The organism is Veillonella sp. 3891 (assembly GCF_003992315.1).
GTDB lineage: Bacteria > Bacillota > Negativicutes > Veillonellales > Veillonellaceae > F0422.
In genome coordinates this window covers 23,255-39,284 of record NZ_RQVE01000012.1, presented here as the reverse complement: position 1 = coordinate 39,284, position 16,030 = coordinate 23,255, and the positions used below count along the sequence as shown (strand labels likewise).

Genomic DNA, 16,030 nt, shown 5'->3' with positions numbered 1-16,030 from the left:
GAAAGGAGGAAGTAGAGTTGGCATTTTATGTAAGAACGCCAGGCACTTGTGGAGAGTTTATTCAAGGATCCATAAAGGGACAACGATTTTTAGTAACTTGTCCTATTAATCGTTATTCCTATGCCATTGGCGATGTACAATTTCCACTTCCCCTTTCATCGATTTCGTTACAATCAAAGGCCTATCAAGCGTACATCACAGTATTGGATACATTGGGTATTGATAGATCAATAGCGAAGCCCGTGTATTTACATTCTGATATTTTACAAGGAAAAGGATTGGCCTCTAGTAGCGCCGATATTAGTGTAGTGGCTATGGCTACAGCAAAAAGCCATGGCCATAATTTATCTATGGAGCAATTGGCCTCTATCTGTTTATCAATTGAGCCTACTGATGCACCATTTTACCCTGGTATTGTTCAATTTGATTATCTTAATGGTACATGTTGTGAATTATTAGGCACATGTCCACCGATCCGCATCGTTATGTTCGACGAAGGTGGTACTATTGATACAGTACAATTTAATCATCAACAAAATTTAGATGCTTTAATTGATGAAAAAGAAGAGTTGATGGTAGAAGCTTTAGCAAAATTTAAAGAAGGTATACATAAGCATAATGTTAAACTTATCGGTGAAGCCTCTACCATTAGTTCTTTCGGTAATCAACGTATATTGCAGAAGCCAAATTTATATGCTTTACATCAAATAGGTGTAGAGTGCAATGCTATCGGAACGATTATTGCCCATAGTGGAACCGTACTGGGCTTGCTATTCCCTCCGGACTCACCAAGTATTGTACACTGTTTACAACGAGTAAAGCAGGAATTGCCAACTCTTACCTTCATGGATATAGTAGAAACCACGAATGAAGGAATTACTTTCATGGAACGATAAAGGAGGTTATCATGGTGAAAATAAGAAATGTACATGGTGGCAATGTGCATAAAGCGAGCCGACTATTACATACTTCCTTAGATCAAATTTTAGATTTTAGTGCCAATATTAACCCCTTAGGGATGAGTAGTAAGGGCTTGGATGCCGTGAAGGACGCATTGCAGGATGTCATTCATTATCCGGATCCAGATATGACGCATCTTTATTCCATCACTTCTGAACTGTGGAATATGCCTAAGGAATGCATCGTTTTTGGCAATGGAGCGGCAGAGTTAATTTATGCCATCTGTCGATTGCCTCAAATCGAAGGTGTTTATGTGCCTGCCCCAGGATTTTCCGAATACAGTCATGGCGCTAAGTCTTGTGGTTTGCCTATTGTAGAATACCCCTTAGAATTTGATGAGCATATATTTAGCTTTTCCTACGATTTCAATACTATGTTACAAGACCTACAGCAGAGCAAATACCAGCTAGTATTTATTGGGAATCCCAATAATCCTTGTGGTACTTTATGGAAACAGGAAAGTCGTGAATTGTTTGAATTGTGCAAAAAAAAAGGTCATTATCTAGTGTTCGATGAGTCATTTATTGATTTTTTAGGGGATACATATTCTATGCGAAACTATGTAAAAGAGTATGACAATGTGATTGTTGTACATTCTTTAACTAAGTTTTACGCAGTCCCTGGCTTACGGATTGGGGCGTTGATGGCAAATCCTATGATTATTAACTTTATCAAATCTCATATTCCATCTTGGACTGTCAATCATTTAGCGCAAATATATAGTGAAAAAGCTTTACAAGACAACAACTATATAGAAGAGAGCCGTACAGCACTAAAAATAGAAAAAGAATGGCTATATAAGGAGCTTATGCAGATGGACTCCTTACAGTGTATTGAACCATCTGTGAATTATATTCTTTGTCACCTACATGAGCAATATTCTTTAGAAGATATGATTCAGAACTTATATCATCAATCTATCTTACTTAGAGACTGCTCCCAATATACAGGCTTAGGGCCTAATTGGTTTCGGGTCGCTGTCAAAACAAGAAAGCAAAATCAACAACTAATACAGGCTTTACGAGCATATTTTAGATTATAATAGGAGATATTATGATACAAATTTATTTTGTCCGCCATGGTGAAACGGATTGGAATCATCTTGGAAAGCATCAAGGATTCAGCGATGTACCATTAAATGAAAAAGGTATGGCTCAAGCTGTGGATGTGGGGAATGCTTTAAGAGATGTTCATTTTCATAGAGCTATTGTTTCAGACCTAGTACGAGCTAGAGTTACGGCTGAAGAAATTTTAAAAGGCCGATATATTCCTACTACTTTCACAGAAGGATTACGTGAAATTAACTTTGGAGACTGGGAAAGCTTAACCTATTCTGAAATTAATGAACGGTGGCCAGGCCAAATTGAAGCTATTTATGAGGATCCATCACAAAAACCAATCCCTAATGGGGAGACTGTAGAAATGGTGCAAGAGCGTGCCTATGCTAGACTGATAGAAGAATTATCGCTTATGGAAGATGGAGAGCGATTATTGGTAGTTTGTCACGGCGGAACTATACGCACATTATTATGTGCATTAACAGGTATTCCATTAAATTGTTTATGGCGTTTAGCACAAGGTAATACAGCTGTTAGTGTAGTGGATTTCTGGGGTGATAAATCCCCTTATAATCGTATTTGTATCTTAAATGATACATCTCATACTCATGTGAGAGAAGGTGGTTACGGTGAGGATTGATAAATTTTTAGCCCATAAAGCTTTTGGTACAAGAAAAGAAGTACATGATTTAATTAAACAAGGTCTGGTAAAAGTAAATGACACTATTATCAAGAAGAAAGATATACATATCAATCCTGATGTAGATGTTGTTACGGTTCAAGATCAAGTCGTACAAGCACAATTAGAATATTATATTAAATTTCACAAACCAGCTGGATATGTAACAGCAGTTGAAGATTCTGTAGACCCTACTATTATGGAATTGCTTCCTGAAGAGTTTCAAACTTTGAAAGTATTTCCTGTAGGACGACTCGATAAAGATACAGAAGGGTTGCTATTATTAACTAACGACGGTCCATGGGCTCATAAAATTATTCATGGTAAAAAGAATATTGGTAAAACCTACTATGTTGAATATAGTGGTACTTTGTCCGAGGAAGGTATTCGTCGCATTCAAGAAGGTATGGTGTTAGGGGATGGTACAGAGTGTAAACCAGCAGAATTAACTCTTCACAATGATGAGGATGTGATAAATGAGTCGGGTGAACTTATTCACTCCTGTGAGTTGACGATTTACGAAGGAAAGTATCATCAAGTAAAGCGTATGATTGGTGCTTGCGGTGGAACAGTAACATACTTACAACGTATTGCTATCGATAGCATTACACTTGACTCTATTGGAGAAGTAGGCACATTCATAGATTTAACAGAAGAAGAAAAAGAAATTGTCTAATCGAATCTATTCAATTTGTCATAACTATGCATTATATGGTATCATTAGTTGATGCTTTTTAAGGAGGCGAGACGATGAATGGATTAGTCGCTTTGCAAGCATTTCTAAGAGAAGAAACATATGGAGGAGCCATCCTCATTAGCCCTATTAACTTACATTATTTTGCAGGATTTACAGGGACCACTGGAGTGGCCTTTGTAACACCTGACAAAGCCTATATGATAACGGATAGTCGTTATACAGAGCAGGCTAAAGAACAATGTGAAGGGTATGAGGTCATCCAATATACGGGCTATGTATATGATACAATTAAGAATATACTAAGTTCATCCAACATTGCATTAACCACATGTTGCTTTGAAGGAAATTATATGAGTGTCGATGTATTTCAAGAAGTTTGTGATACATTAAATGAAACAGAATTTTTATCCTTTGATTTTGCCAGTCTACGTATAGTAAAACGGGACGACGAGCTACAGTGTTTACGACAAGCCTTTCGCATCGCTGATGAATCATTTGCAGCCATGTTGCCACAATTAAAGGTGGGGATGACTGAAAATGAAGCTCGTATTATTTTAGAAACAGAAATGTTAAAACGTGGTTCTAGAGAGCCGTCTTTTACCACTATTGTGGCTTCTGGCTATCGTTCTAGTATGCCTCATGGTGTAGCTAGTGATAAAGTGATGGAACGAGGCGATTTTGTTACCTTTGACTTTGGTGCTATGTATAATGGATATCACTCTGATATGACACGAACCATTGTATTAGGTAAAGCTAGTGATGAACAAAAGAAGCTCTATTCTATCGTACTAGAAGCACAAACTCGAGGTGTTGCTTTCATTAGAGAGGGCGTTACTGGTGCTGAGGTAGATGCAGTTTGCAGAGACTATATTAAGGAACAAGGTTATGGTTCTAATTTTGGTCATGGTACAGGTCATGGTGTAGGTTTAGATATTCATGAATTACCAGTAGCATCACCTAGATCCAAAGATGTATTAACAGAAAATATGGTCGTCACCGTGGAACCAGGTATTTATTTACCAGGTCATATGGGGCTTCGTATTGAAGATACAGTTATAGTTACTAAGGAGGGCTGTGAAATACTCACACAAACTCCTAAAGATTTAATAGAACTAGATGTGTAATGGAGGGATTTACAATGATTTCCAGTAATGATTTTCGTCCAGGCGTAACTGTCGAATTAGACGGTAATGTATGGCAAGTAGTTGACTTTCAACATGTTAAACCAGGTAAAGGTGCCGCTTTCGTACGTGCTAAATTGAAAAACCTACAAACAGGTGCTGTAGTAGAGCGTACTTTCAATGCTGGTGAAAAAGTGCCAAAAGCTCATGTTGACCGTCGTCGTATGGCTTTCTTATATGAGTCCGATGGAGCATATACATTCATGGACAATGAAACATATGACCAAATTGAGTTAACAATTGACCAATTAGGAGATGCTAAAAACTTCTTATTAGAAAACATGGAAGTATCTATTATGTTCTTCCAAGGCATTGTTATCGGTATTGACTTACCTGTAGCTGTAGAGTTGCGTGTAGTTGAAACTGACCCTGGTATCCGTGGCGATACTGCAACTGGTGGTAATAAACCTGCTACATTAGAAACAGGTTATGTTGTAAAAGTACCTTTATTCATCGAAGTAGACGATGTATTGCGTGTAGATACACGTACTGGACAATATATTGAACGTGCTTAAACCACAGATTTGATCTTTTAACAACTAATATAGTATTGTAATTAAAAGCATTTGTTGGCCTGTGGTGGGACGACAAATGCTTTTTTTGGTAAACATATGGAAGATAATCGCTTTTTTGAAGGACTGATACAGTTCGATCATTCTGTTTATGAAATGATTGCTACCATGACAGCACTAGAAACGAAAGGTGTTGCGGGTATGAGCACAACATTTGGAGATACGGTAAGTAGCTTATTTGGTAGAAAAAATGCCATGGAAGGTGTAAAAGTACAAGTCATGGAAGATGGCTCATTACAAGTATCTCTACATATTGCCGTGTATTATGGATATCGTGTTCCAGATATTGCATTACGTTTACAAGAACGAGTGAAGAGTGCTCTTGTATCTATGGCAGATGCTACTGTAAACAGTGTTGATATTTATGTGCAAGATATTATTTTTGAAAGTACCATATCATAGGGGATTTGTATGTCAGATCATTTAGAAATTGAAATTACAGATGCCGTTATTTTAGATGTCACTGCAAGAGTATTGTCATCATTCGATGAAATTCACTCTATGAGTAAACGATTTTTTGATGGTGTTGTAGATGGTATCTCACAAAAATTAGGACAAAAAAGTTGGCCTGGAATGAATGTAAAGCATAAACGAGATACCTTTGGAGATGCTTTCATAGAAATTAATTTATATCTTCGTTTATACTGTGGATCACATCCATTAGAAGTGGCACGACAAATACAACAACAAGTGCGGCAAGATTTACGAAATATGTTAGACTTATACCGTGTCCGTGTAGATGTGCACATCGACGGTTTAGAAAGAAGGGAACCTAATCATGAATCATCGTAGATTAGCAAGAGTATTTGCATTCGAAACGATTTATGCAGATACATTTTCAGGCGACGTAGTTGAGGAGGCAGTGTTAAATACAACTAACATGCAAGGAAAAGCCAATCAATTTGCAGAGCAATTAATTGCAGGTGTACGTAATGAAAAAGAACAATTAGATGCAGCGTTACAAGAATTCTCTCCAAAACGTAAAATGGAGCGTTTTCCTAAAGTAGAACTTACTATTTTACGTATGGCAGCTTGGGAGCTATTACATCCTCAAGAGGATACACCAGCTAAGGTTGTCATCAATGAAGCTGTTCTATTGGCGAAAGAATTTGGTGGAGAGACTTCCTATAAGTACATTAATGCTATCCTTCATAATTTAGCAGCATCGAGACAATAAAATGGCCTATTATTTAGGAATAGATACAAGCTGTTATACCACATCTTGTGCACTTGTTGATGAGGAAGGTAGATTAGTACAGGAAGTTAGAAAACTGTTAGAAGTACCGCAAGGTAAGCGAGGATTACAACAGTCACAAATGGTCTTTCAACATACTCGTGCCTTAGGTGAACTGATTCAGTCCTTAACATTGGATCAGCCCATTGCAGCCATCGGTGTTAGTGGGTTTCCAAGGCGAGAAGAAGATTCTTATATGCCAGCATTCCTAGTAGGACTTAATACAGCAAAATCACTAGGACATTGCTTACAAGTCCCTGTCCACATTTTTTCACATCAAGAGAACCATATATGGGCAGCCTTGCGTGAAATCGGTGAAATTCCAGAAGGACCTTTTTTAAGTTTACACCTTTCAGGGGGAACTACGGAATTTGTTCTTTGTGAACGCATTCATAAAAGTGGTTTTAAAGTGCAAATAGTGGGAGGCTCTGATGATATAGCTGGAGGCCAGTTAGTGGACCGACTAGGTGTATTAATGGGATTACAATTTCCAGCAGGTCCAAGTATGGAAACATTGGGACGACGTATTAAATACAACGTAGATTCTGTGCTTCCTGTATCAGTAAAAGAATCTACCATTAGTTTTGGAGGTCCATATAGCGCTGGTCAACGTTGGTGGCAATCATTGCAACATGAGCCTATCGATTGGACTGATAGAGAATCATTTAGCAGAGAAAAAAACGCACAAATTTTGGCAGCCTCTGTGTTCCATTGTATTGGAAGTTCCCTAGAAAAAGCTTTATCTCATATTCTAACAGAACATAACATTACAACATTAATTACTGCTGGGGGTGTTATGGCGAATACCTATTTACAGGATCGTTTAGTTCATTGGGGACATCATCATGATTTAGATGTATTATGTGTATCTTCTAAATATAGTGCAGATAATGCCTCAGGTAATGCGTATGGGGCAAAGGTTGTTGAAGGAGAGTAGAATGGATGCTTACTCCGTTGGAGAATTAAATAGAATTATAAAGCAAACCGTAGAGGGAGAATTTCTATTAAAAAATTGTATTGTTGAAGGCGTTATCTCTAATGTGAAACGTCACAGCACAGGACATTATTATTTTTCCCTCATCGATGATACTGGGTCCATTGATATGGCTATGTGGCGTTCCAAAGTACAACAACGTGGCTTAGAAGGTGCCCTTGAAAATGGCTTGCTAGTGCAAGTACGAGGAAATATTAGCTTTTACGAAAAAACTGGTCGTTTAAGTTTTATATGTGAAGATATTCGTATTGGTGCCAAAAGTGACTATCAAATTGCCTATGAAAAGTTAAAACAAGAGTTATATGCATTAGGATATTTTGACGAACGACATAAACAACCTTTACCACCTGTACCGAGTTGTATTGGTGTTGTCACGTCTGCATCAGGAGCCGTCATTCACGATATCTTACATGTAGCATCCCATCGCAATCCATTGGTAACATTTAAAGTGTTTAATGTGCCTGTACAAGGACCTATAGCAGGCCCTGTTATTGCTCGTGGTGTAGCTATGGCAGATGCGGACCCAGATGTAGATTTGATCATTGTAGGTCGTGGTGGCGGTTCTATGGAAGATTTGTGGTGCTTTAATGATAGAGCCTTAATAGAATCCATATTCAAATGTACAACACCAGTTGTATCTGCTGTAGGTCATGAAGTAGATTATACATTATGTGATTTTGTAGCTGATGTAAGAGGAGCGACTCCAAGTCATGCCGCTGAACTATCTATTTATCCATTGATTGATTTACAAGAAGAAGTACAGCAAAAATTAGAATTTATTCACAATACAGTACAGTATCGTATTCAAAAAGAAAAACAACAGTTATTTTCTATTACCAATCGTAAGATTACAGTACCTGCTATGAATTTGGTGCATCAACAGAAAAATATATTACAACGCTTTGAACACCAATTACATAGCGCCATACAAAAGAAATCCCAAGATGAATCGCGTAAATTAGCTATATTAGCAACTCAATTGGATAATAAAAATCCTTTAGCTAAAGTCATTAAGGGCTTTGCTAAAGTAGATCTTAATGGGGCTCCATTACAAACGATTAAAAATGTGAAAATCGGGGATACATTGGATATACATATTCAAGATGGCTCTGTGAAAGCAACTGTACAGGAGGTTACACAACGTGGCTAAATCTATAAAAAATTACGAAAAGAAATATACTGCCTTAGAAGAAGTGGTAAAAAAACTAGATGATGAAAGCTTATCTATGCATGAATTATTAAAAACTTACAAAGAAGGTTTAACTCTAGTTAAAGAATGTTCTGATTTATTGCAGCTTGTAGAAGAAGAAGTTGAACAAATTATTGAAACTGTACAAGTAGATACGAATTAGGAGACAAAGTACGTTTTTTTAGGTATAATAGAGTTAGAATATTTATACAAAAATTATTATCTTTCAAAGAATTGAGGATATTATGTTAAAAGAGTACTTGCAACAAAGTAAAGCAGACATTGAAAGTTATCTTTCCTCTGTCTTAGAATCACCGAATACAGAGTATGCTAAGTTATATGAAAGTATGAAATACAGTTTATTGATGGGCGGTAAAAGAATTCGGCCTATTATTACAAAAGCTGTCATTGAATCCTTAGGTGGATCTTGGGATGCTTATAAAGATGTAGTATGTGCCATAGAATTAATTCATACCTATTCGTTAATTCATGATGATTTACCAGCTATGGATAATGATGATTATCGTCGGGGAAAGCTAACCAATCATCGTGTATATGGTGATGGTATGGCTATTTTAGCCGGAGATGGATTATTAACCTATGCCTTTGAATTAGTGAGCAAGCACAGAGAGTTATCTGCAGAACAAGTGGTGCAGATTATTCACGTCTTAGCAAAAGGCGCAGGACCTAGTGGAATGGTGGGTGGTCAAGCCTTTGACCTACAATCAGAAGGAAAGCTCCTGCCATTAGAAGAATTAGTGGTTCTTCACAAAGGTAAAACAGGCGCTTTATTTAGTGCAGCTGTTGAAATTGGTCTGATCATTATGGATGCTACTACATCCGTAAGAGAGGCATACCTCCGATATGCAGATCATTTAGGTTTATTATTCCAAATTACTGATGATATTTTAGATGTAGTAGGCACACAAGAGGAATTAGGTAAAACTCCTGGTAGTGATGAACGTCAGCATAAAGCAACCTATGTATCCATTTTAGGCCTAGATATAGCTAAAGAACGAGCTCAAGAAGTGGCTAATCTAGCATTAACAGCATTGCATGATTCCAACCACACATCACCTGTACTTGAAGGGCTAGTCCAATATTTAATGGACCGTACACAGTAGGAGACATGTATGAGTCAAAAAGAACGTCTTGATATACTACTTGTACAACGTGGTGTATTTGAAAGCAGAGAAAAAGCTAAGGCCGCTATTATGGCGGGACTTATCTTTTCTGGTACACAGCGATTGGATAAAGCTGGCACTAAAGTATCAGTAGATACACATTTGGAAGTAAAAGGCAATACCTTACCCTATGTAAGCCGTGGAGGCTTAAAGTTGGAGAAAGCCATCGAGTTATATCCCATCGATCTAACGAATGCGGTTATGGTAGATATTGGTGCTTCCACAGGCGGGTTTACAGACTGTGCCTTACAACATGGGGCAGCCAAAGTATTTGCCATTGATGTAGGCTATAATCAATTAGCCTGGAAGTTACGACAAGATCCTAGAGTCATTAATATGGAAAAACAAAATATCCGCACAGTTACACCAGTACAATTAGGGGAACTTAGCGATTTTATTTCTATTGATGTGGCGTTTATCTCTTTAGATAAGGTGCTTCCAGTAGCGACCACCCTATTGAAGGATACTGGCTCTTTAGTAGCTTTAATCAAACCTCAGTTTGAGGCTGGTAAAGAATTAGTCGGTAAAGGTGGCATTGTACGAGAAAAATCAACCCATAGATTGGTGTTAGATCGTATCTTGCATATCGCTAAAGATTGTGGGTTATATTTACATGGACTAACTTATTCTCCCATTAAAGGAATGGAAGGAAATATTGAATTTTTAGGATATTTTACAAAACAAGTAGAGGGTTCCTTAGATATTACTGAAGGGCTTATTACAGCCACAGTAGAGGAGGCTCATCGATTATAGGAGGATCTATGAGAATCGGTTTCTTTCCTAATATGAAAAAAGAGAATATTCGAGATATTTTATCACAAGCAATTACTTATTGCCATGCATATGGTATAGAAGTCTATATGCCTAAAGAATTAGAACATCATGATGTATGTGCGTTAGGGATAGAGAAATCTCACTTATTACCACGCCCCGAAGTATTTGAACATTTGGATATGGCATTTAGCTTTGGTGGTGATGGTACGATTATTCAATTAGCACGTCAAATTTATCCATATAATGTACCAATTTGTGGTATTAATTTAGGGGAATTGGGTTTCTTAAATCAAATAGAACTTGAAAACTTAGAGATGGCTATTGAAAGAATTAGTAAAGGCGATTATTATGTGGAAGATCGCATTCATTTAGTGGGAACATTGCATACTCCAGAAGGAGAACGTGTGCTACGTCCTGCAATTAATGATATTGTGGTATCCCGATCTGAACCGGGTAAAATGGCGCGTATTAATTTGTCGATTAATGGTGGACATACGCAAATGTATCCTGCTGACGGTTTAATTGTAGCCTGTTCTACTGGATCTACAGGGTATAACTTATCTGCGGGAGGCCCTATTATGGCACCAGATAATCGCTCTCTTATCGTAACACCGATAGCCCCTCACTTATTACAAGGCGTATCTTTGGTGCTAAAAGAAAGTGCAAAGATTGATATTACTATGCCAGAGCGTCAGAAAAGCCTACATATCTCTGTGGATGGTACTTTTGATTACGAATTTAGTAATACGGACTCTTTACATATTGAAGCTCATCCACAATATTGTAAATATGTGCGATTTAAAGATCAAAAATTCTTCGCTACTTTGTTTAAAAAGTTGACCGCACGATCTAAGGAGGTTCTATGATTCCTCTACACCATAGTGTAGAATTTCAGCATCATCTATGGCTAGATGCCTTAGTATCAGCTAGAACTATTGTGGATATTACTTGCGGCAATGGACATGACACGACATATCTATTGTCACATTGTCATGAAACTAGTCATGTATATTCTATTGATATACAAGAAGTAGCGCTAACAAGGACGAAAGAAAAGCTTTTGAAAGAACTTCCACAGGCTATAGAGCAAGTGGATTTCATATTGGGATCACATGATAGTGTACTGGAAACACTTCCTGTATCTACTATCGATTTAATGGTAGGTAATTTAGGCTATTTGCCGAATGCAGATCATCAAATTATGACCCAATCTACATCAACAATTAGAGCTTTATCAAAGGGATTAGAAAAACTTTCAGTACATGGATTATGTACAATTGTAGCCTACCCTGGAACAGAAGCTGGTCGTAAAGAAGCAGAAGATGTAGAAGAATATATATCTTCTTTTAATCAAAAAGAGTTTCACTGCAGTACATGGCGACCATTAAATCAAGCAAATCAACCGCCTATTTTATATATTATTCGTCGGAGGAAATAATGAAACGTTTTCGTTATAATAAAATAAAAGAAATTATTCAAACTAAGGCTATTGAAACACAAGAAGAGTTAGCGCAAGCCTTGGTAGAAGAAGGGATCACAGTTACACAAGCAACAGTATCACGTGATATTAAGGAATTGATGTTAATTAAAGTTCCTACAGGGGATGGACGCTATCGGTATGCCTTATCTCCAGAAGAAAATATTATGCTATCTAGAACACGTATTAACCGCTTGTTCCAAGATTCTATTTTGCGTATTGACCACGTGTTAAATCAAGTTGTATTACATACATTACCGGGGTCTGCCCAATCAGTAGCCTTTGCTATTGACCATGCAAAATGGCACGAAGTTATAGGTACAATTGCTGGAGATGATACCATTTTGTTGATATGTAATTCTGTAGAAAGTGTAGAATTGGTATTGGACCGTATTCAAGACTTAATGAGGGATTAATATGCTAGTACGCATGGGGATTAAAAATTTTGCCCTCATCGAACATATGCAGTTAGAGTTTGCCAAGGGCATCACAATTTTTACTGGTGAAACAGGATCTGGTAAATCCATATTGATGGATGCATTTTCCATTTTATTAGGAGAAAGAGCTAGTAGTGAATTTATACGTCATGAGAAGGACTCTTTTTTGATTGAAGGTGTTTTTGATATTGCAGGAGATACAGCATTACAAGAACTATTAGGAAATAAAAATATTTTAGTAGAAGAAGATACTTTAATTTTATCTAGAACTTTTAATCGAAATGGTAAATCACAAATTTTAGCTAATGATCAAGTAATTCCATTGAAAGCATTACGTGAAATCGGTACCTATTTGGCAGATATTCATGGTCAATATAGTAACCAACAGCTTTTATTACCGGATACACATCATATCTATTTAGATACATATAATGAGGATGCCACAAAGGCCTATGAAAGTTATGTGACAGCCTATACTGACTATGCTAGTGCAAAGCGACAATTAGAAATATTGCGTGAAGAGTCCTCACAAAGAATTCGTGAATTAGATATGTTACGGTTTCAGATTGATGAAATTGAAGAGGCTCAATTGCAATCTAATGAAGATACAACCGTATCTGAGGAACTAGAGAAATTAGATAACTATGAACATCTTCAATCTACAATTTCTAGTTGTTATGATGCTATCTATGGGGGTAGAACTCCTCTTATTGATGGTTTGAATAGTGTTACTAATGAAGTGACTGATCTTGTAAAATATGATAAAGATATGGAAGAAATAGCTGAGTTATTGCGATCTGCGTATTATCAATTAGAAGAAGCTGCACAAGCTTTAGATCGATACGGCGATTCTATTAGTTATGACGAAGAACGCTATTTTTACTTACAAGAGAGAGATACGCTTATATACAATTTAAAACGTAAATACGGAGACACTATTGAAAATATTCTAGCCTTTGAACAAACGGCGCAAACTCGATTAGAACTATTAGAATCTAATGAAAGTGAAGAATCACAGCTAGTAGAGCGTGTGGAAATACTAAAAACACAAGCATTACAAGCCTTACAGACTCTTACACAGATTCGTCATACTCATCATAAAGAGATAACCAATGCCTTACAGAAAAATTTAATTCAATTAGGTATGCCCAAAGCAAAGCTAGAATTTGTAATAGAAGGTACTGAAAGCTTATCTCCATTAGGTGCTAGCCGCATAGAACTATTATTTTCTGCCAATGCAGGGGAGGCTTTATTACCACTACATAAAGTTGCCTCTGGCGGTGAGTTAGCACGTATTGCGTTAGCTTTTAAAACGGTATTTAACAGAGCAACGCATAAAACCTTAGTGTTTGATGAAATTGATGTAGGCATTAGTGGTGATATAGCTTTACAAGTAGCGAAACAAATTCTTCAATTAAGTTCTGATAATCAGGTGTTCTGTATTACACATCTACCTCAAACAGCTAGTGTGGCAAAACAACACTATCATTTGCATAAGGTAGAAGAAGAAGGCCGAACAATTTCTAAAGTAACCATTCTTTCAGAAGACGAACATATAACACAGATTGCCCGTATGATGTCAGGACAATCTTTTTCAGATACAGCTATAGAAACAGCAAAAGAAATGATTCAATATTTTCAACAGGAATCATTCTAGGAGGAACAATGAAAGTTTTAGTAAATGGAGCAACTGGTAAAATGGGCCGTGAGGTTCTTAAAGCAGTTCATAATGATACAGAGTTAACCTTAGTTGGCGGGGTGGATCCTAGTCATGGAGGAAAAGATGTTAGTGAATTCATCGGTACTAGCCCTTTAGATTGTAAAATCTACAGTCAATTGGAGGAAGGTATTGAGGCCGTACATCCAGATGTGATTGTGGACTTTACAACACCAGCCATTATTTTTGATAATGCAAAACTTATGCTATCAAAAGGGATTCATGTTGTGATTGGTACAACAGGTCTTACAGAAGTACAACGTAATGAATTAGATACTATTGGTAGAGCACATGGTGCTAATTGTTTAGTAGCACCTAATTTCTCATTAGGTGCAGTGATGATGATGAAAACTGCCGCAGAACTAGCTCCGTACTTCCCAGATGTGGAGATTATTGAGTTACATCACAATCATAAATACGATGCACCTTCTGGTACGGCTGTATTAACGGCTAAATTAATTAATGATGCAAAACAAGCAGCCAATGTAAAAGCTGCTGAAGATTTAACTCGTGAAAGTCTTCCAGGTGCTCGTGGTGCTAAAGTAGATGATGTAACAATTCACAGCGTTCGTTTACCAGGTTATGTGGCACATCAAGAAGTTATTTTTGGTGGTTATGATGAAACATTGGTGATTCGTCATGATTCATTAAGTCGTTTGTCTTTTATGCCGGGTGTAGTATTAGCGTGTAAAAAAATCAAAGATTTTGCAGGATTAACGTATGGATTAGAACATTATTTATAATTCTATATTCTATATAATTCTTGCTAAAGAAAAACTTAAATAGTATAATACATATAACTATACATTAAGTTATTAACATTAAGGAGACACTATGAGAAAACCTCATTTAGCCATATTAGGTGCTACTGGTGCAGTAGGACAAGAGTTTATTACATTAATTGAAGAACGTAAATTTCCTTATGAAAGCATTAAACTGTTAGCTTCTGCTCGTTCTGCAGGTAAAGTATTGACAGTAGATGGTAAAGATTATGTGGTAGAAGAAGCAACACCAGAATCTTTTGACGGTGTAGATATTGCTTTATTTGCAGGTGGTTCTATTTCTAAAACATTGGCTCCAGAAGCTGCTAAACGTGGTGCTATTGTTATCGACAATTCTAGTGCTTTCCGGATGGATCCAGAAGTTCCATTAGTAGTGCCTGAAGTTAATCCGGAAGATATTGATACACATAAAGGAATCATTGCTAATCCTAACTGTTCTACTATTATCATGGCATTAGGCTTAAAACCACTACATGATTTATCTCCTATTAAACGCGTTGTTGTCAGCACATACCAAGCTGTATCTGGGGCTGGTAAAGAAGGCATTGAAGAATTAGATTCTCAAGTAGCTCAGCATGTAGCAGGGGAAGAAATGGTAGCTAACTTATTGCCTACTGGATCTATGGATAAGCATTATCCAATCGCTTTTAATTTGATTCCACAAATTGATGTATTCATGGAAAATGGATACTCTAAAGAAGAAATGAAAATGGTATTGGAAACACAAAAAATATTCCATGATGATTCCATTGCAGTTGTACCAACGACAGTACGTGTACCAGTATATCGTTCTCATTCTGAATCTGTATTAGTAAAAACCAAGTCTCCAGTATCTGTAGAAGATTTTAAAGCTGCTTGCGCAAAATTCCCTGGTCTACGTGTAAATGATAACCCAGCAGCACAGGAATATCCAATGCCTTTATACACATCGAATCAAAATGACTGCGAAATCGGTCGTATTCGTAAAGACTTGTTTAATGACCATGCGATGAATTTCTGGATTGTTGGAGACCAAATTCGTAAGGGTGCTGCATTAAATGCATTACAAATTGCAGAATACTTAGTAGAACATCAATCATTCTAATTATATATTAC

Annotated in this window: 20 protein-coding genes; all 20 read left to right on the top strand. The window is 37.0% G+C overall.

The features are described from left to right. Window positions 1–17: 17 nt before the first annotated feature. Window positions 18–896, top strand: a complete 879-nt coding sequence (locus EO118_RS06925) for a GHMP kinase (protein ID WP_127069253.1) — start codon at window positions 18–20, stop codon at window positions 894–896. 11 nt (window positions 897–907) lie between these two features. Beyond that, a complete protein-coding gene (cobD, locus tag EO118_RS06920; protein ID WP_127069252.1) occupies window positions 908–2,002 on the top strand; it encodes a threonine-phosphate decarboxylase CobD in 1,095 nt (364 codons plus the stop codon). Between the two features lie 11 nt (window positions 2,003–2,013). Further along, entirely contained in the window at window positions 2,014–2,658 is a 645-nt protein-coding gene (locus tag EO118_RS06915; RefSeq protein ID WP_127069251.1) for a histidine phosphatase family protein, read from the top strand. Beyond that, the gene (locus EO118_RS06910) at window positions 2,648–3,373 is read left to right on the top strand and encodes a pseudouridine synthase (RefSeq protein WP_127069250.1); all 726 of its coding nucleotides are present in this window, start codon (window positions 2,648–2,650) and stop codon (window positions 3,371–3,373) included. Before EO118_RS06915 ends, EO118_RS06910 begins: the two co-directional genes overlap by 11 nt. 74 nt (window positions 3,374–3,447) lie before the next feature. Continuing rightward, a complete protein-coding gene (locus EO118_RS06905) occupies window positions 3,448–4,518 on the top strand; it encodes a Xaa-Pro peptidase family protein (RefSeq protein ID WP_127069249.1) in 1,071 nt (356 codons plus the stop codon). Between the two features lie 14 nt (window positions 4,519–4,532). After that, window positions 4,533–5,090: an elongation factor P gene (gene efp, locus EO118_RS06900; protein WP_126939116.1), complete on the top strand. Its 558-nt coding sequence runs from the start codon at window positions 4,533–4,535 to the stop codon at window positions 5,088–5,090. Window positions 5,091–5,186: 96 nt separating this feature from the next. Continuing rightward, a complete protein-coding gene (locus tag EO118_RS06895) occupies window positions 5,187–5,549 on the top strand; it encodes an Asp23/Gls24 family envelope stress response protein (RefSeq protein WP_127069248.1) in 363 nt (120 codons plus the stop codon). Window positions 5,550–5,558: 9 nt separating this feature from the next. Then, window positions 5,559–5,939, top strand: a complete 381-nt coding sequence (locus EO118_RS06890) for an Asp23/Gls24 family envelope stress response protein (protein WP_127069247.1) — start codon at window positions 5,559–5,561, stop codon at window positions 5,937–5,939. Further along, on the top strand, window positions 5,926–6,324 hold the full coding sequence (gene nusB, locus EO118_RS06885) for a transcription antitermination factor NusB (RefSeq protein ID WP_127069246.1): 399 nt from the start codon (window positions 5,926–5,928) through the stop codon (window positions 6,322–6,324). Before EO118_RS06890 ends, nusB begins: the two co-directional genes overlap by 14 nt. A 1-nt stretch (window position 6,325) precedes the next feature. Continuing rightward, window positions 6,326–7,318 (top strand): metallohydrolase, encoded by a 993-nt coding sequence (locus tag EO118_RS06880; RefSeq protein WP_127069245.1) that lies wholly within the window; start codon window positions 6,326–6,328, stop codon window positions 7,316–7,318. 1 nt (window position 7,319) lies between these two features. After that, on the top strand, window positions 7,320–8,525 hold the full coding sequence (xseA, locus tag EO118_RS06875; protein WP_127069244.1) for an exodeoxyribonuclease VII large subunit: 1,206 nt from the start codon (window positions 7,320–7,322) through the stop codon (window positions 8,523–8,525). After that, complete coding sequence (xseB, locus tag EO118_RS06870; RefSeq protein ID WP_062402788.1) at window positions 8,518–8,727, top strand: exodeoxyribonuclease VII small subunit; 210 nt, start codon at window positions 8,518–8,520, stop codon at window positions 8,725–8,727. Before xseA ends, xseB begins: the two co-directional genes overlap by 8 nt. An 82-nt stretch (window positions 8,728–8,809) precedes the next feature. Beyond that, entirely contained in the window at window positions 8,810–9,688 is an 879-nt protein-coding gene (locus EO118_RS06865) for a polyprenyl synthetase family protein (protein WP_127069243.1), read from the top strand. A gap of 9 nt (window positions 9,689–9,697) precedes the next feature. Continuing rightward, the gene (locus EO118_RS06860; protein ID WP_127069242.1) at window positions 9,698–10,501 is read left to right on the top strand and encodes a TlyA family RNA methyltransferase; all 804 of its coding nucleotides are present in this window, start codon (window positions 9,698–9,700) and stop codon (window positions 10,499–10,501) included. Window positions 10,502–10,509: 8 nt separating this feature from the next. Continuing rightward, window positions 10,510–11,388, top strand: a complete 879-nt coding sequence (locus EO118_RS06855; protein WP_127069241.1) for an NAD(+)/NADH kinase — start codon at window positions 10,510–10,512, stop codon at window positions 11,386–11,388. Then, a complete protein-coding gene (locus EO118_RS06850) occupies window positions 11,385–11,960 on the top strand; it encodes a class I SAM-dependent methyltransferase (RefSeq protein ID WP_127069240.1) in 576 nt (191 codons plus the stop codon). Before EO118_RS06855 ends, EO118_RS06850 begins: the two co-directional genes overlap by 4 nt. Next, window positions 11,960–12,415 carry an arginine repressor gene (argR, locus tag EO118_RS06845; protein ID WP_127069239.1) on the top strand — a complete coding sequence of 152 codons (456 nt, stop codon included), beginning with the start codon at window positions 11,960–11,962 and terminating at the stop codon, window positions 12,413–12,415. Before EO118_RS06850 ends, argR begins: the two co-directional genes overlap by 1 nt. Before the next feature lies 1 nt (window position 12,416). Further along, the gene (gene recN, locus EO118_RS06840; RefSeq protein ID WP_127069238.1) at window positions 12,417–14,093 is read left to right on the top strand and encodes a DNA repair protein RecN; all 1,677 of its coding nucleotides are present in this window, start codon (window positions 12,417–12,419) and stop codon (window positions 14,091–14,093) included. Between the two features lie 8 nt (window positions 14,094–14,101). Then, window positions 14,102–14,896, top strand: coding sequence for a 4-hydroxy-tetrahydrodipicolinate reductase (gene dapB / locus EO118_RS06835; protein ID WP_127069237.1), 795 nt, complete (start codon window positions 14,102–14,104; stop codon window positions 14,894–14,896). A gap of 91 nt (window positions 14,897–14,987) precedes the next feature. Continuing rightward, on the top strand, window positions 14,988–16,019 hold the full coding sequence (locus tag EO118_RS06830; RefSeq protein WP_127069236.1) for an aspartate-semialdehyde dehydrogenase: 1,032 nt from the start codon (window positions 14,988–14,990) through the stop codon (window positions 16,017–16,019). Window positions 16,020–16,030 lie beyond the last annotated feature (11 nt).